This window comes from Lysobacter oryzae DSM 21044, from assembly GCF_059568595.1.
Genome location: NZ_JCANTQ010000009.1, coordinates 461217 through 477569, shown reverse-complemented (window position 1 = coordinate 477569; position 16353 = coordinate 461217). Strand labels below are relative to the sequence as shown.

General features: G+C 69.2%; 12 protein-coding genes and 3 pseudogenes. 7 read left to right on the top strand and 8 right to left on the bottom strand.

The window, feature by feature from the left end; all coding sequences use genetic code 11:
- Positions 1 to 83 precede the first annotated feature (83 nt).
- The 3 genes from wrbA to BP05_RS05965 all read left to right on the top strand — a co-directional run bounded on the left by wrbA (position 84) and on the right by BP05_RS05965 (position 1611).
- The gene (gene wrbA / locus BP05_RS05975) at positions 84 to 674 is read left to right on the top strand and encodes an NAD(P)H:quinone oxidoreductase (protein WP_496361456.1); all 591 of its coding nucleotides are present in this window, start codon (positions 84 to 86) and stop codon (positions 672 to 674) included.
- A complete protein-coding gene (locus BP05_RS05970) occupies positions 671 to 1018 on the top strand; it encodes a DUF2069 domain-containing protein (protein ID WP_496361454.1) in 348 nt (115 codons plus the stop codon). The genes wrbA and BP05_RS05970 overlap by 4 nt, the downstream gene beginning before the upstream one ends.
- Before the next feature lie 98 nt (positions 1019 to 1116).
- Positions 1117 to 1611, top strand: coding sequence for an asparaginase domain-containing protein (locus BP05_RS05965; protein WP_496361452.1), 495 nt, complete (start codon positions 1117 to 1119; stop codon positions 1609 to 1611).
- A 69-nt stretch (positions 1612 to 1680) separates the two neighbouring features.
- Here BP05_RS05965 and BP05_RS05960 read toward each other — a convergent pair whose 3' ends face one another.
- The 6 genes and pseudogenes from BP05_RS05960 to BP05_RS05935 all read right to left on the bottom strand — a co-directional run bounded on the left by BP05_RS05960 (position 1681) and on the right by BP05_RS05935 (position 9312).
- Positions 1681 to 2268: a proprotein convertase P-domain-containing protein gene (locus tag BP05_RS05960; protein ID WP_496361527.1), complete on the bottom strand. Its 588-nt coding sequence runs from the start codon at positions 2266 to 2268 to the stop codon at positions 1681 to 1683.
- Between the two features lie 90 nt (positions 2269 to 2358).
- A pseudogene (locus tag BP05_RS05955) lies at positions 2359 to 3960 on the bottom strand (S8 family serine peptidase); the annotation flags it as partial.
- Between the two features lie 342 nt (positions 3961 to 4302).
- On the bottom strand, positions 4303 to 6177 hold the full coding sequence (locus BP05_RS05950) for a M12 family metallo-peptidase (protein ID WP_496361450.1): 1875 nt from the start codon (positions 6175 to 6177) through the stop codon (positions 4303 to 4305).
- Between the two features lie 126 nt (positions 6178 to 6303).
- Positions 6304 to 6534 (bottom strand): annotated as a pseudogene (locus BP05_RS05945) (proprotein convertase P-domain-containing protein); the annotation flags it as partial.
- Positions 6535 to 6666: 132 nt separating this feature from the next.
- A pseudogene (locus BP05_RS05940) lies at positions 6667 to 8391 on the bottom strand (S8 family peptidase); the annotation flags it as partial.
- Positions 8392 to 9081: 690 nt separating this feature from the next.
- Positions 9082 to 9312, bottom strand: a complete 231-nt coding sequence (locus tag BP05_RS05935; protein ID WP_496361448.1) for a hypothetical protein — start codon at positions 9310 to 9312, stop codon at positions 9082 to 9084.
- Between BP05_RS05935 and BP05_RS05930 the strand changes: the two genes are divergently transcribed.
- Entirely contained in the window at positions 9311 to 12178 is a 2868-nt protein-coding gene (locus BP05_RS05930; RefSeq protein WP_496361446.1) for a winged helix-turn-helix domain-containing protein, read from the top strand. The genes BP05_RS05935 and BP05_RS05930 overlap by 2 nt on opposite strands.
- Positions 12179 to 12217: 39 nt before the next feature.
- Here BP05_RS05930 and sufT read toward each other — a convergent pair whose 3' ends face one another.
- Positions 12218 to 12775 (bottom strand): putative Fe-S cluster assembly protein SufT, encoded by a 558-nt coding sequence (gene sufT, locus BP05_RS05925; protein WP_496361444.1) that lies wholly within the window; start codon positions 12773 to 12775, stop codon positions 12218 to 12220.
- Between the two features lie 172 nt (positions 12776 to 12947).
- Between sufT and BP05_RS05920 the strand changes: the two genes are divergently transcribed.
- The gene (locus BP05_RS05920; RefSeq protein WP_496361442.1) at positions 12948 to 13388 is read left to right on the top strand and encodes a hypothetical protein; all 441 of its coding nucleotides are present in this window, start codon (positions 12948 to 12950) and stop codon (positions 13386 to 13388) included.
- Between the two features lie 107 nt (positions 13389 to 13495).
- Here BP05_RS05920 and pdxR read toward each other — a convergent pair whose 3' ends face one another.
- Positions 13496 to 14932 carry a MocR-like pyridoxine biosynthesis transcription factor PdxR gene (gene pdxR / locus BP05_RS05915; RefSeq protein WP_496361440.1) on the bottom strand — a complete coding sequence of 479 codons (1437 nt, stop codon included), beginning with the start codon at positions 14930 to 14932 and terminating at the stop codon, positions 13496 to 13498.
- A gap of 158 nt (positions 14933 to 15090) precedes the next feature.
- Here pdxR and BP05_RS05910 point away from each other — a divergent pair, with 158 nt between their 5' ends.
- Positions 15091 to 15594, top strand: a complete 504-nt coding sequence (locus BP05_RS05910) for a hypothetical protein (protein WP_496361438.1) — start codon at positions 15091 to 15093, stop codon at positions 15592 to 15594.
- Positions 15595 to 15720: 126 nt separating this feature from the next.
- Complete coding sequence (locus BP05_RS05905; protein WP_496361437.1) at positions 15721 to 16191, top strand: hypothetical protein; 471 nt, start codon at positions 15721 to 15723, stop codon at positions 16189 to 16191.
- The last annotated feature ends 162 nt before the right edge of the window (positions 16192 to 16353 follow it).

The following is a 16353-nucleotide window of genomic DNA, read 5'->3' as shown; positions in this document are numbered from 1 at the left end:
GCCGCATGAGTCCCGCATCGGCGGATAGCCCAAGCATGCCGCGAACGCGTACCCTTCTGCGCAGTTTCAATGCGGACGCCGCGATGCCCGAGATCCTTGTCCTCTACTACAGCCGCGGTGGCTCGGTCGCCCGGCTGGCGCGCCTGGTCGCCCGTGGCGTCGAGGAAGTCGACGGAATGCGGGCGCGCCTGCGTTCGGTCCCGCCGGTGGCGGCGGTGACGCAGCAGGCGGCTCCGCCGGTGCCGGAAGAAGGCGCGCCCTACGTCGAGAAGCAGGACCTGGCGGAATGCGCCGGCCTGGCCCTGGGCAGTCCGACCCGATTCGGCAACATGGCCGCGCCGCTGAAGCATTTCATCGATGGCCTGGGCAGCGAATGGGCCAGCGGCACATTGGTCGGCAAACCGGCGGCGGTGTTCACGTCGACCTCGACCATGCACGGCGGCAACGAGGCCACGTTGCTGTCCATGCAGTTGCCGCTGCTGCACCACGGCTGCGTGCTGGTCGGCATCCCCTACACCGAGCCGGCGCTCAACACGACGCGCGGCGGCGGCACGCCGTACGGCGCCAGCCATGTCGCCGGCCTGCAGGACGATCCGCAGCCCAGCGACGAGGAAGCCGCATTGGCGCGCGCCCTCGGCCGCCGCCTGGCCACCATCGCAGGGAAGCTCGCATGAGCGTCTTCAGCGGCAGCCTGGCGCGGCGCGTGCTGATCAGCGCGCTGATCGTCCTGTGCGGGGTCTACCTGCTGTGGTTCGGCACCCTGCCCTCGCCGTGGGCGGTATTGCTGGTGTTCGCCCTGCCGCCGGCGGCGCTCGCGATGGCGACGCTGCGCGGCTGGCGCCAGGCCGGCTTCTGGTCGGCGGTGCTGGCGCTGGGCTGGTTCAGCCACGGCATCATGGTGGCGTGGACGCGCGCGCCGGAGCGCCTGTTCGCCGTCGCGGAGATCGTGCTGGCGCTGGTGGTGGTGTTCGCCGCCAGCATTCCCGGGATCCGGGCGCGGTTCTCGCGGAAGAAATAGGACCTTGGGCGGGCCCGGACCCGCCAGCCGTGCAGCATCGCAACGGCGGGCCGAGGCCCGCCCTACAATTCGCCATCCCCACCGCATCGCGAAGACCCATGGACCAGCTCTGCGTCGTCACCACCGGCGGCACGATCGACAAGATCTACTTCGACGACAAGTCCGATTACCAGATCGGCGAGCCGCAGATCGGCAGCATCCTGCGCGAGCTGGGCGTGGCCTTCCAGTTCAGCGTGATCCCGATCATCCGCAAAGACTCGCTGCACATCACCGGCGAGGACCGCGAGCTGATCCGCGCCGCGATCGCGGCGCAGCCGGCCAGGCACGTGCTGGTCACCCATGGCACCGACACGATGGTGGAAACCGCGAAGGTGCTGGCCACGCTGCACGACAAGACCATCGTGCTGACCGGCGCGTTGAGTCCGGCGCGCTTCCGCGGTTCGGATGCCGAGTTCAATGTCGGTTGCGCGGTCGGCGCGGTGCAGTCGCTGCCGCCCGGCGTCTACATCGCCATGAACGGCCGCGTGTGGGATCCGCAGAAGGTACGCAAGAACGTGTCCGCCAACCGCTTCGAGGCGATCGACCCCCAGTAGCCCGCGACGCCTGCGCGATGCTGCAGCAACGAACCCCGGCCGAAGCCGGGGTTCTGCTTTTGCGATCCATCAGAACGTGATGCTCCAGCTGTTGATGTAGCCGGTGTCGGCGCTGGCGTTGTCGTTGACGCGCAGTTTCCAGGTCCCGTTCAGCGCTTCGCTCGACAGGTTCACGGTGTAGGTCTGGCTGATGTTGTCGGCACTGCCGCCGGAGCGGTTGTGCAGCGTGTACACCGATCCATCGGGGGCGACCAGGTCGACCTTGAGGTCGCCGATATACGTGTGGACGATGTTGACCGCCACCGGCGCGCTTCCCGGACCGTTGCCGCCGCGTCCGGATACAGCGATCGGGCTCTCGACCGTGGCGTTGTCGTTGATCGCGTAGTCGTTGGTGTTGCTGTAGGTCTGCCCCCCACCCGCGCCGTAGCTGCCGGTCAGGGTCACGCCGGAGTACGCGCTGTAGCCGCGCAGCATCACGTGATAGGTGCCCGCCTGCGCGGTGGCGATGTTGCAGGTCTCGTTGTTGCCGCTGAGGTACGGCCGGCAGTCGTAGGTGGCCGTGGTGGGCGCGCTGCCGAAGCGCACGTACAGGTCGGCGTCGCCGGTGCCACCGGCGATGGTGAACTTCAGCCCGCTGGCGCCCGCGGGCACGCTCATCGTCCAGTACTGCAGGCTTCCGGACGCCCCGCTGATGCCGGAGACCGGGACGCCGTTCTGCAGCACGCCGCTGCCCGAACTGACCGTGACCGACTGCGTGCGCGTGTTGGTGGCGCCACCGTTGTCGGTGACGGTGAGGGCGACGTTGTAAGTGCCGGCCGCCGCATAGACGTGGCTGGGACTGGTGGCGGTGGATCCCGTGTCGTCGCCGAAGTTCCAGCTGCGCGAGGCGATGCTGCCGTCGCTGTCGCTGGACGCATCGGTGAAGTTCGCCGTCAGGCCGCTGGTGGTGAAGGTGAAGTTCGCCGTGGGCGGCACGTTGCTTCCGCCACCGCCGGCCGCGTCGACGACCTTCTTCGCATCCAGGATGCCGGGACCGATCGTCTGCGTCGGCGTCACCGGGAACGGCCGGAAGTTGGCCTTGATGAGCGTCTCCACCTGCGCCGGCGTCTTGGGCGTGGGCGCGACCGACTGCAGCAGCGCGATCACCCCGGCGACGTGCGGTGTCGCCATCGAGGTGCCGCTGTAGGTGGCGTAGCTCTCCGCGCCCGGCGTGGTGGCGCCGGCATTCAAGGTGGAAACGATCGAGGAGCCCGGCGCGGCGATGTCGACCAGCGGGCCGTAGTTGGAGAAGCTCGAGCGCTGCCCGGTGCTGGTGATGGACCCCACCGCGATAACGTTGTTGCAGTTGGCCGGGGTGAAGCCCGAGGTGTCGGCATTGCTGTTGCCCGCGGCAATCGCCAGGGTCGTACCGCGACCGACCGCGCCATTGATCGCGGTCTGCATGGTCGAACTGCACGAACCACCGCCGCCCAGGCTGAGGTTGATCACCTCCGCCGGGGTTGCGTTGTTGGGGATGCCGCTGATCGTGCCGCCAGAGGCCCAGGTGATGGCGTCGGCGATGTCGGAGATGGTGCCGCCACATTTGGCCAGCACGCGCACCGGCTGGACCCTGGCGTTGAAGGCGACACCGGCGACGCCGACGCCATTGTTGGTCAGCGCCGCTACCGTCCCAGCCACGTGCGTGCCGTGCCAGCTCGAGTTGGCGCCGCTCAGCTGCCCGCACTCGCCGGCGCTGTACCAGTCGCCCTGGTCGGCCGGGTTGGAATCGCGGCCATTGCCGTCGCGCGCGGCGGTCGCGTCGCTGACGAAGTCGTAGCCCGCGATCACGTTGGCATTGAGTTCGCTGTGGCTGGTGATGCCGGTGTCGAGCACCGCGACCACCACGCCGGTGCCGGTGGCGCTGTCCCAGGCTTCGTTCGCGCGGATGCCCGCATCGGCATCCTGGCAGCCCCATTGCTGCGGGTACTGCGGGTCGTTCGGGGTCAGCACCGCCTGCAGCAGGCGGTCGACCTCGACGTATTCGACATCCGGATCGGAGGCCAGCTGCCGCATCAGGCCTTCCGCTTCCACCCGATCGAGCTTGTCGGCCACGCGGACCACGTCCGCGCCCACGCCCAGCCGGCGGACGTGGACCAGGCCGGGCGCGTTGCCGCGCATGCCGTGCGCGGCGGCATCGAGCGAACGCTGCAACGCCGCGGCGCTGGCGCGCGGCGCGCTGCCATCGCGGTACTTCACGATGAACTGGTCGAATCGATCGGCGGACTGCAAGCCACTGGTTTCCACGCGACCGGCCGCCATGGCAGGCCCCATGCCGAGCGCCAACAGGCTGGCGACAGCAAGCGCATGCATGCGTACTGAGTGCTTGTTCACGATGTACCCCCGAGCAGTGAGGTGATGGCCGCTGGCGCGGCCGCGCATTTCCATTGCCTGCGTGGCCGGCGCACGCGCATCCGATTCGCAACCGGGCGTAGTGCGGGGACACAGATCGCGACCGAGGTATCGCGATCGCGCGAAGCTAGGAGCGCAAACCTTCGCTCTGCGTGAACAGGGTGCAATGCGCTCGGGGGCTCGAAATTCGCAGGGTCAGGCATGTCAAGGCTGTTGCGGCGCAACAGATCGGGCGCGGCGGGCAAAAAAGAAACCCCGGCCGAAGCCGGGGTCTCAGGGGCGGCATTGCCTCGCCCGGATGGATCAGAAGGTGATGCTCCAGCTGTCGATGTAGCCGGTGTCGGCGCTGGCGTTGTCGTTCACGCGCAGCTTCCACGTGCCGTTCAGCGCTTCGGTCGAGAGGTTCAGCGTCACCGTCTTGTTGATGTTGTCGGTGCTGGTGCCGGTGCGGTTGTGGATGTTGTAGAGCGAGCCGTCCGGCGCGACCAGGTCGACCTTCAGGTCGCCGATGTAGGTGTGCACGATCGCCACCGTCACCGAGGCATTGCCCGGCGCGTTGCCGGTGCGGCCCGACACCGTGATCGGGCTGTCGACCGTGGCGTTGTCGTTGATCGTGTAGTCGCTGGTGTTGGTGTAGGTCTGCACGCTGCTGGTGGACACCGTCACCGAGGAGGTCCTGGTGTTGGTGGCGCCGTCGTCGTCCGTCACCGTGAGGGTGACGGTGTAGGTGCCGGCCGCCGCGTAGGTCCTGCTCGGATTGGTCGCGGTGGAGGTGGTGCCGTCGCCGAAGTTCCAGCTGCGCGCGACGATGGTGCCATCGCTGTCGGTGGAGCTGTCGGTGAAGTTCGCGGTCAGGCCGCTGGTGCTGAAGCTGAAGTTCGCCGTCGGCGCGACATTGGCCGGCGGGGCGCCGCGGAACGCAGCCACCGTCGCCTTGGTGTTCACCAGCACGCGCTGGTTGTGGCTGGTGCTGGCCGTGCCCATGGCCTGGCCCTGGTAGGTCACGTCCGGGTTCGACCAGTAGTTGATGCGCGGGCAGCTCGGGCTGCAGTTGTAGGCCATGACCGTGCGCCATGCGTTGTTGGGCGCGCGATAGCCGTGGCCATACGCATACGGCGTGGTGCTGCCGTCGGTCGCGGGATCATGGCGGGCCGACTGCAGGTGGCCGATCTCGTGCGCGAAGCTGTAGTAGCCGGCAATGCAGTCCCAGTACGCGGTGGCGAAGGCGGTGGCCGCGGTGGAGCCGATGCCGGATGCGAGGCCGCAGGACGAGGAATCGTTCGCCACCAGCATGGCCACGTCCGCCGCCGTGGCGTCACGCGTGGCATGGATGGTGTCCATGTAGCCATCGCTGGTGCCGCGGAAACGCGACAGGTCGGTGCTCATGCCGGCGGTGGCGTAGCTGGTGGTGCTGTAGCTCGCCAGTTCCATGTTGATGCCGACGTTGGAGTTGACGTAGCCCTGGTTGGACTCGGCGACGGCCAGTTCCACCAGCGCGCGCATGTCGCCGCCGTAGGCGGTGATCGCATCGTTGGTGGCGACCACCATCACGCGGATCGTCTGGGTCGCGCCCGGATCGATCGCGGCCGGGCCGACCAGGCTGGTCGTGGTCCGGCGGGCTTCGTCCGCCGCCATGCGGATGTTGGGCAGGTCGGCGAACGCGGCCGGGTGATCCGGCGGCATGCGTGCTTCGTCGACCTCGATCACCGCGTGGTTGCCATCAGGCAGCGGGCGGATGCGGAACAGCCGGCCCTGCATGCGGACGCTGCCGGTGACGCCGCTGGCGCTGCGCACCAGGATCGCCGAGTTGTTGGCGTCGTTGCGCACTTCGCGCGCAGTCATCACCCGCGCGGGAGCGGTCTCGCGTACGCGGCCGGTCCAGACGAGGTCGCCGCTCTGCAGCGGGCGCGCGTCTTCGCGGGCGAGATTGATGCGGCGGCCACCGAGGTCGAGTTCGATTTCGCCGGTGGTGGCGGCAACGACCGCCGAATTGGCGCGTACCACGCGCACGCTGGCGCTGTCGCGCATGGCGGCGAGCCGGCTGGTGGTGGCTTGGGCGGCGGCGCCGGGCCGGGCTTCGCCCAGGAACAGCGGCTGGCCGGCGAAGGCGGCTGCGCTGATGGCGAGCGCGCCGGTTGCGATGAGAAGACGTGTTGCGAAGGATTGCTTGCGAGTCATTGCGTGAAACTCCCTGTGCCTGTTGGAAAGTCCAGCGCGGATGGCAAAGCGACCGCGGTGGTCCGTGCACTGCTCAAAACAAAAACGCCCCCGGCGAACCGGGGGCGTTTCCTTGGAACATGTTGCTTAGAACGTGACGCTCCAGCTGTTGATGTAACCGGTGTCGCCGGCCGCGTTGTCGTTCACGCGCAGCTTCCACGTGCCGTTCAGCGCTTCGCTCGACAGGTTGACCGTGTAGGTCTGGACGATGTTGTCGGCGCTGCCGCCGGCGCGGTTGTGCAGGGTGTAGATCGAACCGTCCGGCGCCACCAGGTCGACCTTCAGGTCGCCGATGTAGGTGTGGACGATGTTCACCGCCACCTGCGTGCTGGCCAGGCCCGAGCCGGTACGGCCCGACACCGTGATCGGGCTGTCCACGGTCGCGTTGTCGCTGATCGTGTAGTCGCTCGTGTTGGTGTAGGTCTGGGTGCCGCCACCGCCGCCGGTGGTGTAGTCGCCGAGCAGGCTCACGCCCGAGAACGCCGAGTACGCCTTCAGGTTGATGTAGTACGTGCCGGCCGACGGTGCGGCGAAGGTGCAACTTTCCGCATTGCCCGACTTGTACGGACGGCAGTCGTACACCGTGTCGGTCGGTTCGCTGCCGAACTTCACGTACATGTCGGCGTCGCCGGTGCCGCCCGAGGTGGTGAAGGTCAGGTTGGTCGCGCCGGCCGGCACCACCATCGTGTACTTCACGTAGCCGCCGGTCGCGGCCGACAGGCCGGTCGCGGCCACGCCCTTGGTCAGCGTGCCCGCGCCGCCACCGCCGCCACCGCCACCGTTGGTGGCATCGACGACGGCCTTGGCATTGAGGATGCCCGGGCCGATCGGCTGCGACGGGGTCGACGGGAACGGGGTGTAGTTGGCCTTGATCAGGGCTTCGACTTCCGCCGGCGTCTTCGGCGTGGTGGCGACCGCCTGGATCAGGGCGATCACGCCGGCGACGTGAGGGGTCGCCATCGAGGTGCCGCTGTAGTTGACGTAGGTCTCCGCGCCCGGCGTGGTCGTGCCGGCGTTCATCGTCGACATGATGGTCGAGCCAGGTGCGGCGATGTCCACGCCGGCGCCGTAGTTGGAGAAGCTCGAACGCGCGCCGGTGCTGGTGATCGAACCCACCGCGATGACGTTGGCGCAGTTCGCCGGCGAGGCGTTGGACACGTTGGTGTTGTCGTTGCCGGCGGCGATGGCGAGGGTGGTGCCGCGCGACACCGCGCTGTTGATCGCGGCCTGGGTCGTGGAGCTGCACGCGCCGGAACCGCCCAGGCTCAGGTTGATCACTTCGGCCGGGTTGGCGTTGGCGGGCACGCCGCTGACAGTGCCGCCCGAAGCCCAGATCATCGCGTCGGCGATGTCGGAGTCGTAGCCGCCGCAGGTGCCGAGCACGCGCGCCGGGACGATCTTGGCGCCGTAGGCGACGCCCGCGACGCCCTTGGCGTTGTTGGTGACCGCCGCGATCGTGCCGGCGACGTGGGTGCCGTGCCAGCTCGAGTTGGACGCCGGCGAACCGGTGCCGCACTGGCCGGCCGTGGTCCAGTCGCCCGGATCGCTGGGGTCGCTGTCGCGGCCGTTGCCGTCGTTCGACACGGTGGTGTCGACGATGAAGTCGTAGCCCGGGAGGATGTTGGCGTTGAGGTCGCTGTGGTTGGTGATGCCGGTGTCGAGCACGGCGACGACGCTGCCGGCGCCGTTGGTCACGTCCCACGCCTGGTTGGCCTTGATGCCGTAGGTGCCCGAGTAGCCCCACTGCTGGCTGTAGTTGGTGTCGTTCGGGGTCAGGTACGGCTTGTTGAGCTTGTCGAGCTCGACGTATTCGACGTTCGGATCGGCGGCGATCTCGCGCATCAGGCTTTCGGCCTCGGCGCGGTCGAGCTTGCGGTCGGACTTGACCACGTCCGCGCCCAGCGACATGCGGCGCAGGTGGCCCAGGGCGACGGCCTTGCCGGCGACGCCGGCCTTGGTGGCGCGCACGAGCGCAGCCTTGGCCTTGCCGGTGTCAGCGCGCTCAGCGGTGCCTTCGCGGTACTTGACGATGAAGCGGTCGTACGTGGCGCCGGCGTCGAGGCCGGACAGGTTCAGGCGTTCGGCGGCAAAGGCCGGAGCGGCCAGCGTGGAAATGGCGACTGCCGTGGCGGCAGCCAGCGCATGCAGGCGCATGCGGCGGTGGGATACGGACATCAGGTAATTCCCTCTCTGTGTGTGGATACCCGATGCCACCCCGGTTGGGTTCGCACGCGGGCTCTGATGGACCAGTTGATGCTCGAACGGCATGGCCTCGCCTCCTGCGCGGCCGATTGCTGCTGAAGCTCACCCCGCCGTCCATGGCGAGGACCAACCCCTACTGCACTGCAATGTCCGTCGCGACTTCTGCTTCGATCCTCACGGTTCGCGATCCCCATCGCTCGCGTGCCCGCATCCATCCCAACGGTTCAGCTCGCGGCCGCCGCGCGCGCGCAGCGATCCGCCCCCAAGAAACACCCCGGCTTGCGCCGGGGCTTTGCCTCGTCCTGAGGCGCGCTTCCCTGCCGGACATCCCGTCCTCGATCCGCCTCGCGGATTCCTGAATCGATTTGCTTGCCTGGGTCGCTCGGGTCCGGCATGGCTCATGCGGGCGCTGGGAGGACCATCGGCGAATCTGGTTGGCGTGCGCTTGGAGCTACCTCTGATGGATGGAGTGGGCCGCGGAGGGCCCCTGATCCGTCCGCCGGTGCTGCCGTCGATGCGGGTGCGCGAAGCACCGGGCGGCCTGGGACTACCCCCCGGCCCCCGGACGGTCTGTCCGGGGGCGGGGGTTGCCGATCGGTGGGCCTCCGTTCGACACGGACCGATAAGAGGGGCTGGCAGCGCTTTGAAGCCTTGTAGTTCGGCTCAAAAAAATCTCAAATCGACCCGTGCGAGGCTTCCGAAGCCCGTCTTTAACGACTCTGTAACAAAAGGATGCTCAAACGCGGCCTGATCGCCTTTGCGGTCATCACAAAGCGTCCACAGGATTTGCAGCGTTTGGCGGGAATCGTGCTGCGACGCAACAAGCGTGCGCGCGGTGCAACGGTAGGATTCGCCCTCCGGCGGGTTGAGAATCGACGTCTTGAGTGATCCCATGCAGCACCCATGGCCCGTCGGGACGCGGCGCCTCCAGGTGCATGACGTCCAGGTCGACCTGCGCTACCGGCGGGTGATCCGCCCCGATCAGGAAGCCGAACTGCCGCAGCGCATGTTCGACCTGCTGCTGGTGTTCCTCGCCCAACCGCAGGTGCTGCACACCCGGGCCGAGCTGTTCGCGCGGGTGTGGCCCGGCGTCATCGTCGAGGACGCGAACCTGTCCCAGAGCGTCTGGATGCTGCGCAAGGCGCTGGGTGAATCGCGCAAGCACTGGATCCGGACCGTCGCCAAGAGCGGCTATGTCTTCGAACCGCCGGGGCCGATCGAGCCGGTACCCGACCTCCCGGCAACCGGTGCCACACCGGTGGGACCTGCCCTCGCGGTCGAAGCAATAGATAAGGAGTCGTCCCGGCCCGAACCGGCCGCGCCTGAATCGGCTTCGGCGGGCGTAGCGGCGCCCGTGCGTCAACCGGGCCGCTGGTGGCGCTGGGCCATCGGGGCCGCGCTTGTCCTGCTGGTGCTGGGAAGCGCGACCTGGTGGTTGCGTGGCCGCGATAACCGCGCCGACAGCGCGCGCGTCGAGGGCCTGGCCATCGCCCTGATCGACGTGGAGGACAAGGCCGCGCCGGAAGATTCGCGCTGGCCGGTCACCCTGCTCCATGCCTGGCTAGGCTGGAAGCTCGACAGCCTGCCGGAAGTGACCCTGCTGACCGAGGCGCATCTCGCCGCGGATTCGGAGGGCCGCTCGCCGCGGATCGTGTTCCTCAGCTCCGGCACCGACTCCGCCAACCCGGGCCAGGTGTTCCTGCGCGCCCGCTTCGACGACGCCGGCCGCGAGCAGCGCATCGAGAAGCAAGGTCCGCGCGAGCGGCTGCCGGCCATGGCGGACGAATTGTCCAAGGAACTGCTGGCGAGGCTGGTTCCGTCGCGCGCCGATGCACGCTGGCCGGCCCTCAGCGTGGATACCCCGACGGCGCGGCTCTATGCCCAGGGTGTCGAAGCGCTGGAACGGCGCGACTGGGTCAACAGCGTGCGCATCCTGCAGGACGTGACCACGCGCGCCCCCCGGTTCGGGCTGGCGCGCTTCCAGTACGGCTACGTGCTCACGAGGTTGTCGCGCGCCGTGCCGGCCATCGAACAGACCGAAGCGGCCATCGCCCTGCTCAAGCCGGTGCCGGACGACGTCGCCGACGTGTTGCACGCGGAGCTGCTCTCGCGCGATCCGCAGAAGGCCGCCGAAGCCGCCAAGGCCTACGGCGAGCTTGCCGCGCAGCATCCGGAAAAGAGCGTGTATGCGCTCGACCAGGCCAACATGCTGGTCAACGCGGCGCGGCCGGAGGAAGCGATTCCGCTGCTCAACCAGCCGCACTGGAACCGCACCTCCGTCGGCACCCAGTTGCGCCAGCGCCTGAACCTGTCCTCCGCGTACCTGTCGCTGGGCGACGCGGTGCAGGCCCGCAAGCAGGCGCAGGTCGCCGAGCACATCGCGCGCGAGGCCGGCAAGGGCTGGGAGCAGGAAAGCGGCGAGGCGCTGCTGCTGATCGCACAGGCCGACAGCTACCAGTACGAGGAAAAGGCCGACGTCGCCCGCTACGAGGAAGCGGCGCGGCAGTTCACGATCGCCGGCGACGAAATGGCCGCGCTCTATGCCCGCTTCCTCGCCGAGAGCAGCAAGCCCGAGCACAAGAACGAGGCCGACCTTGACGCGCTGCTGGTGCAGGCGCGCGAGCGCGGCTACCGCCGCCTCGAAGTCGACATGCTGCGCCTGGACGCGTTCCGCCATTACAGCCAGGGCGACCTGACGACATACCGCGCGCGCCTGGAGCAGGCGCTCGCCACCGCGCTCGCTGCGGGCGACGTGTTCGAACAGCACGTGCTCGAGCTGTACCTGCTCAACGAAGACTTCATGCGCGGCCGCTACGAAGACGCGGAGCGCCGCCTGGCCAGCCTGCGCAAGGCTGGACTGCAGGGCGACGGCGCCATCGTGGTGGCGCAGTTCGACGCGATCCTCACCGCCAATCGGGGCGATTACGCGGGCGCCGAAGGCATCCTCACCGCCGCCGAAGCCCGCGATCGCAAGGTCAATCCCGCCGAGGCGCAGTCGACCGCCTCGTCGCGCCTTGCCTGCATGCGTGCGGACCTCAGCCTGGCGCGCGGCGACATGAACCGCGCGCGTTCCGCGTGGAAGGCATGCGATGCCCTGCAACAGCCGTCTACGCGGCTTCAGGCGCTGATCGGCAATGCCGCCGTGGACATCCTTGCCGGCGATCGCAGCAGCGGCGTCAAGAGCCTGCTCGACGCGCGCAAGCAGGTGGAGGCGCAGGAGGACGGCCCCGACCGCTGGCTCAACGAGCTATGGATCGCGACCCAGCTGATCCGCGCGGGCGATGCGGTCAACGCCGAAAAGATGACCCAGCGTGTGCTGCCCATGGCGGTGCGGACCGGGTACGAGTGGATCCGGGCGATGGCCGAAGCCGGCCTGGCCGAAACCGCGGCGATGCGCGGCGACTGGAAGTCCGCGGAGCAGCACCTGGGCATCGCGCGGCAGCTGCGCGGATCCCGCCTGTGGACCGTGCGTTACCGCCTGGACGTGGTCAGCGCGGTCGCCGCGATGAAGCGCGGCGATGGCAAGCAGGCGCTCGCGACCATTGCCGCAGCCCATGCGGAGGCACAGCGCCATGGCGACGTGGTCGCGCAGATGGAACTGCAGAGCCTGTTGCCCGCCGGCGTGAGCATCGGCGAGTGCAACGAGCGCTGCCGCGCCAGCATGGTCGCGCGCACCGGCTTGCGCGGCGCGACGCTGGACTGGCTGACGGTGCCGGCGAAGGTGGATACGCGGGTGCTGGCGCAGCGCGACATCCGCTAGCGGCGAAAGGGGCGGCGCGCCGCGGGCGGCGCGCCCGCGTTACAGCATGCCGGTTTCCAGCCGCGCCACTTCCGACATCATGTTGCGGGTCCACGGCGGGTCGAACACCAGCTCGACGTCCGCTTCGGCGACGGTCGGGATCATCTCGAGCTTGTCGCGCACGTCGGCGACCAGGATGTCGCCCATGCCGCAGGCCGGCGCGGTCAGCGTCATGCGGATTTCCACCATGCGCTGGCCGGGCTTGTCGGGGTGCGGCTTGACCGTGGCTTCGTACACGAGGCCGAGATCGACCACGTTGATCGGAATCTCCGGATCGAAGCAGGTGCGCAGCTGGCGCCATACCAGCTGTTCGACCGCGTCGTCGTCGGCGTCGGCCGGCAGTTCCAGCGGCTCCGGCGGTTCCTTGCCGATCGCGTCGGCATCCGGGCCGGCGATGCGGAACAGATTGCCCTCCACGAACACGGTCCAACTGCCGCCCAGGGCCTGGGTGATGTAGCCCACGCTGCCCGCGGGCAGCGTGACCTTTTCGCCCTGGGGAACGAGGACGGCGGCGCAATCGCGCTCGAAGCGCACGGGTTCGCTGCTGCGGGAATACATTTCCGGAAGATCGGGGCGCCGCCGCGGCGGCATCAGACAGTGAATTCTACGGGTTGCGGCGCCGACGTGCCCCGATTCCGCGCACCGGGGGCACGATGCTTCGTTCCGCCGGCGGCGGTCAACCATCGGCCTACGCAACCGGCCGCGGCCAGCGGCTATCCTTGCGCCCTTCATGCCTGCCGCCTCCCCCTCCCCCGCGCCTTCCGCTTCCGCCCGCTGGCTGACGTGGCCGTATCGGCTGCTGCTGCTGCTCGGCGCCTGCGCGGGCTTTGCCGCGATCTGGGTGGTGCTGGCGTGGTCGAACGGCACGCAGTGCGGCTGGATGGCGCTGCTTGGTGCGCTCGACGTCGCCTGGATCCTGCGGCTCTCCGGATGGCCGGGCGGTCTGCGGCGCGCGCTGGTCGGCGTCGGCGCCACCGTGCTTGTCGTGGTCCTGGCCAACTGGGGAATCATCGCGGTGCACATGGGCGAGGTCATGGGCTTCGATCCGCTCGACTCCGCGCTGCGGCTGGGCGTCAACCACGCATGGTTGCTGGCCAAGCTGGCCAACGGGCCGTTCGACCTTTTGATGATCGGCGCGGCCCTGCTGCTGGCCGCGCTCGCTTCGCGCTAGGGCCCGTTATTCCGGCGCGGCTGGAGACCTGCCGCTGGTGACCGACGAACGCCGCCGTTGGGCTCCACGGCCGTGGGCGCGGCATGAACACAAGAGCCGCTTCGTCTTCAGCGCGGGCCGGCCTCGCGCAGTGCCGCGCCGAAGCGGACCATCGCCGCGCTGATTTCCTTGGGCGCCAGTCCGGCATAGCCGATGAGCAGGCCCATCCGCGCCGGCGGGTGCAGGTAGCACTGGTTGATCGTGTGCAGCCCGACGCCGCGCGAGCGCGCCGCGGCGATCAGCCGCTGCAGCCGTGGCTCGTCGAAGTCGCGCAGCCATGCGACCAGGTGCATGCCGGCCTGCGAGTCGCGGACCTCGATGGCGTCGCCGGCGTGTTGGCGCAGGCCCTGCATCAGCGCGGCACGGCGCGCACGCAGCGTCTGCGCCGCGCGGCGCAGGTGGCGGTCGAAGCCGCGGCCCTCGATGAACTGCGCGAGCGCGCGCTGCTCGATGGCGGGACAACCGAACGTCGCAATCTGCTTGGCGATGCGGAACGGTTCGCGCAGCGCCTTGGGCAACACCATGTAGCCCATGCGCAACGCCGGAAACAAGGTCTTGGAAAACGTGCCGATGTAGAGCGTGCGATCGTGCGCATCGAGCGAGCGCAGCGCCGCCAGCGGCGCACCGCCGTAGCGGAATTCGCCGTCGTAGTCGTCTTCGAGGATCCAGGCGTCGTTGGCCTGCGCGTAGCGCAGCAGCGCCAGCCGCCGCGGCAGCGAGAGCACGCTGCCGAGCGGGAACTGGTGCGATGGGGTCACGCACACCAGGCGCGGCGGCTGCGCGGGCAACTGGTCGCAGTCGATGCCATCGTCATCGACCGGCACCCGGTCGATGTGCGCGCCGTGGGCGGTGAAGATCCGCCACAGCGCGGTGTAGTGCGGGTCTTCGAGCACCACGCGGTCGCCCGCATCCAGCAGCACCTGCGCGCTCAGCGAGACGGCTTCCTGCGTGCCCGAAACGATGAGCACGTCGTCGGGATCGGCCTGCACGCCGCGGCGGCGGGCCAGGTAGTCGCACACGGCGGTGCGCAGGTCCAGCCGCCCCTGCGATTCGGGGTACTTCGGCAGGGTGTAGGCCGCCGCTCTGGCCAGCTCGCGGCGCCATGCGGTGGTGAGCGCGGGATTGGTCATCGGCTGGCCGTACTGCAGGTTGTACGGCAGGTCCTGGTGGTTGGCGCCCGGATTGGCGCGCTGCACGGTACCGAGCGCGCGTTGCGCGTAGGCCGACAGGCGCGCCACGGCCGGCGTCGCCGGCCTAGCCGGCGGGTGCGTGTCGATCGGCGCGACGTAACTGCCCGACCCGACCTTGCCGAGCAGAAACCCTTCGGCGGCGAGTTCCTCGTAACTGGCCAGCACGGTGTTGCGCGACAACCCCAGGTCGGATGCCAGCGCGCGCGTGGCGGGCAGCCGGTCGCCGCTGCGAAGGCGCCCGCCCAGGATCGCCTCCTTGAGCGCGCGGGTCAGTTGCGCCTGGCGCGAACCGCGGCCGTCGAGTTCAAGGAACACGGCGGGCTCCGCCGGTCGACGCGTGGCAGGACCATCGCACGGGAATTGGCTCCATCGGGGTGGACCGGATTGGCGCTCGTCCGCGCCACTGTCCGGGCCCAGCATTGCAGCCGTCAAGCTGGAAACTGGCCGCCGTGCGGTCCGCCAAGGAGAAGCCAATGAATGCCAATGCGTCCTGCCTTTCCGCGCACGACCTGAAGCACGCGCAGCCGATGGCGTGGTGGCTCGTCGTCGCCGGCGGCCTCGCCATCGCCGCGACCGATCTGGTCTGTTGCGTGCTGTTCTGGTCGCCGCAGGGCGAGAGCCCGGCGCGCCTGTTGCAGGGCATCGCCGCCGGTGCGCTGGGCCGCGCCAGCTTCCACGGCGGACTCGCCACCGCGCTGCTGGGCGCCGGCCTGCAGTGGTTCATCGGTTGCTGCCAGGTGCTGGCGTACGCGCTCGCGGCCCGTCGCCTGCGGCTGCTGCGGAGGCATCCGCACCGCTATGGCATCGCCTACGGAATGCTGCTGTACGTGCTGATGAACACCGTGGTGGTGCCCCTCTCCGCGGCGCCGCCGCCGGTACACACCAACCTGGCTTGGATGCTCGCCAACCTACCCATGTTCGCGGTGTTCGGCACCATTGCCGCGCTGTTCGGGCGACGCGCGCTGCAGGCGGATTGAAGGCATCGCACGCGGCCATTGGCTCCATCCGTTCCGGCGGAAGCGGCGCTCGCCCGCGCAGCGCCGCGGCAACAGCATGGCCCGGTCCGGCACGTCCCGCGGCGACCCACCTCCAAGGAGAACGCGATGAAGACCGCCCTGCTGCTGTCCTGCCTGCTGCTCGCCAGCGCACCGCTGCATGCCACCGAATGCAAGGCCGTCCATGCCGGCCTGGAGGAAGTCCGTTCGACCACCGGCTGCAATGCCGGCCTGGGCGCGTGCTTCCTCGGCGTCGTGGATGGCGACCATGGACTGCGCGGCACCACCCATTTCGCCGCCGACAGCTTCGTGCCGACCAGCCCGGCCACGTCGCCCGGTTTCATCATCTACAGCGGCCCGTTCGAATACCGCACCGGCACCGGCACGCTGACCATGCGCGAGACCGGCGTCTCCAATGGCACGAGCGGACAGCCGGGCAGCGGCGCGGTGACCGCCTACCAGCAGGTCGTCGGCGGCAGCGGCGACTTCGAAGGCGCGACCGGACATTTCTTCGTCAGCGGGCGTCGCGTTGCCGGCGTGGTCACGACCCAGCTCAGCGGCGAACTCTGCCTGCCCTGAAACGCCGCGGAGACCGTCCGCGAGCCCACGACCTCCCTGCACCGGATCGCAGCGCCGCGGCCAACAATGATCTATCCGGCCGACGTCGCTGCCAGCATCATCATCCCCGTCGCGTGCGGCAGACTCGCTCCGGTCGCCGCGCGCGCGGATCCCTTCGTTCAA

Bases quoted from the DNA above. Each gene is read 5' to 3' on its own strand.
- wrbA (WP_496361456.1), top strand. From the start codon at position 84: ATGCCCGAGATCCTTGTCCTCTACTACAGCCGCGGTGGCTCGGTCGCC.
- BP05_RS05920 (WP_496361442.1), top strand. From the start codon at position 12,948: ATGCCTGCCGCCTCCCCCTCCCCCGCGCCTTCCGCTTCCGCCCGCTGG.
- BP05_RS05960 (WP_496361527.1), bottom strand. From the start codon at position 2,268: ATGAGCGTGCCCGCGGGCGCCAGCGGGCTGAAGTTCACCATCGCCGGT.
- BP05_RS05905 (WP_496361437.1), top strand. From the start codon at position 15,721: ATGAAGACCGCCCTGCTGCTGTCCTGCCTGCTGCTCGCCAGCGCACCG.
- BP05_RS05950 (WP_496361450.1), bottom strand. From the start codon at position 6,177: ATGACTCGCAAGCAATCCTTCGCAACACGTCTTCTCATCGCAACCGGC.
- sufT (WP_496361444.1), bottom strand. From the start codon at position 12,775: ATGTATTCCCGCAGCAGCGAACCCGTGCGCTTCGAGCGCGATTGCGCC.
- BP05_RS05970 (WP_496361454.1), top strand. From the start codon at position 671: ATGAGCGTCTTCAGCGGCAGCCTGGCGCGGCGCGTGCTGATCAGCGCG.
- BP05_RS05930 (WP_496361446.1), top strand. From the start codon at position 9,311: ATGCAGCACCCATGGCCCGTCGGGACGCGGCGCCTCCAGGTGCATGAC.
- BP05_RS05935 (WP_496361448.1), bottom strand. From the start codon at position 9,312: ATGGGATCACTCAAGACGTCGATTCTCAACCCGCCGGAGGGCGAATCC.
- BP05_RS05910 (WP_496361438.1), top strand. From the start codon at position 15,091: ATGAATGCCAATGCGTCCTGCCTTTCCGCGCACGACCTGAAGCACGCG.
- BP05_RS05965 (WP_496361452.1), top strand. From the start codon at position 1,117: ATGGACCAGCTCTGCGTCGTCACCACCGGCGGCACGATCGACAAGATC.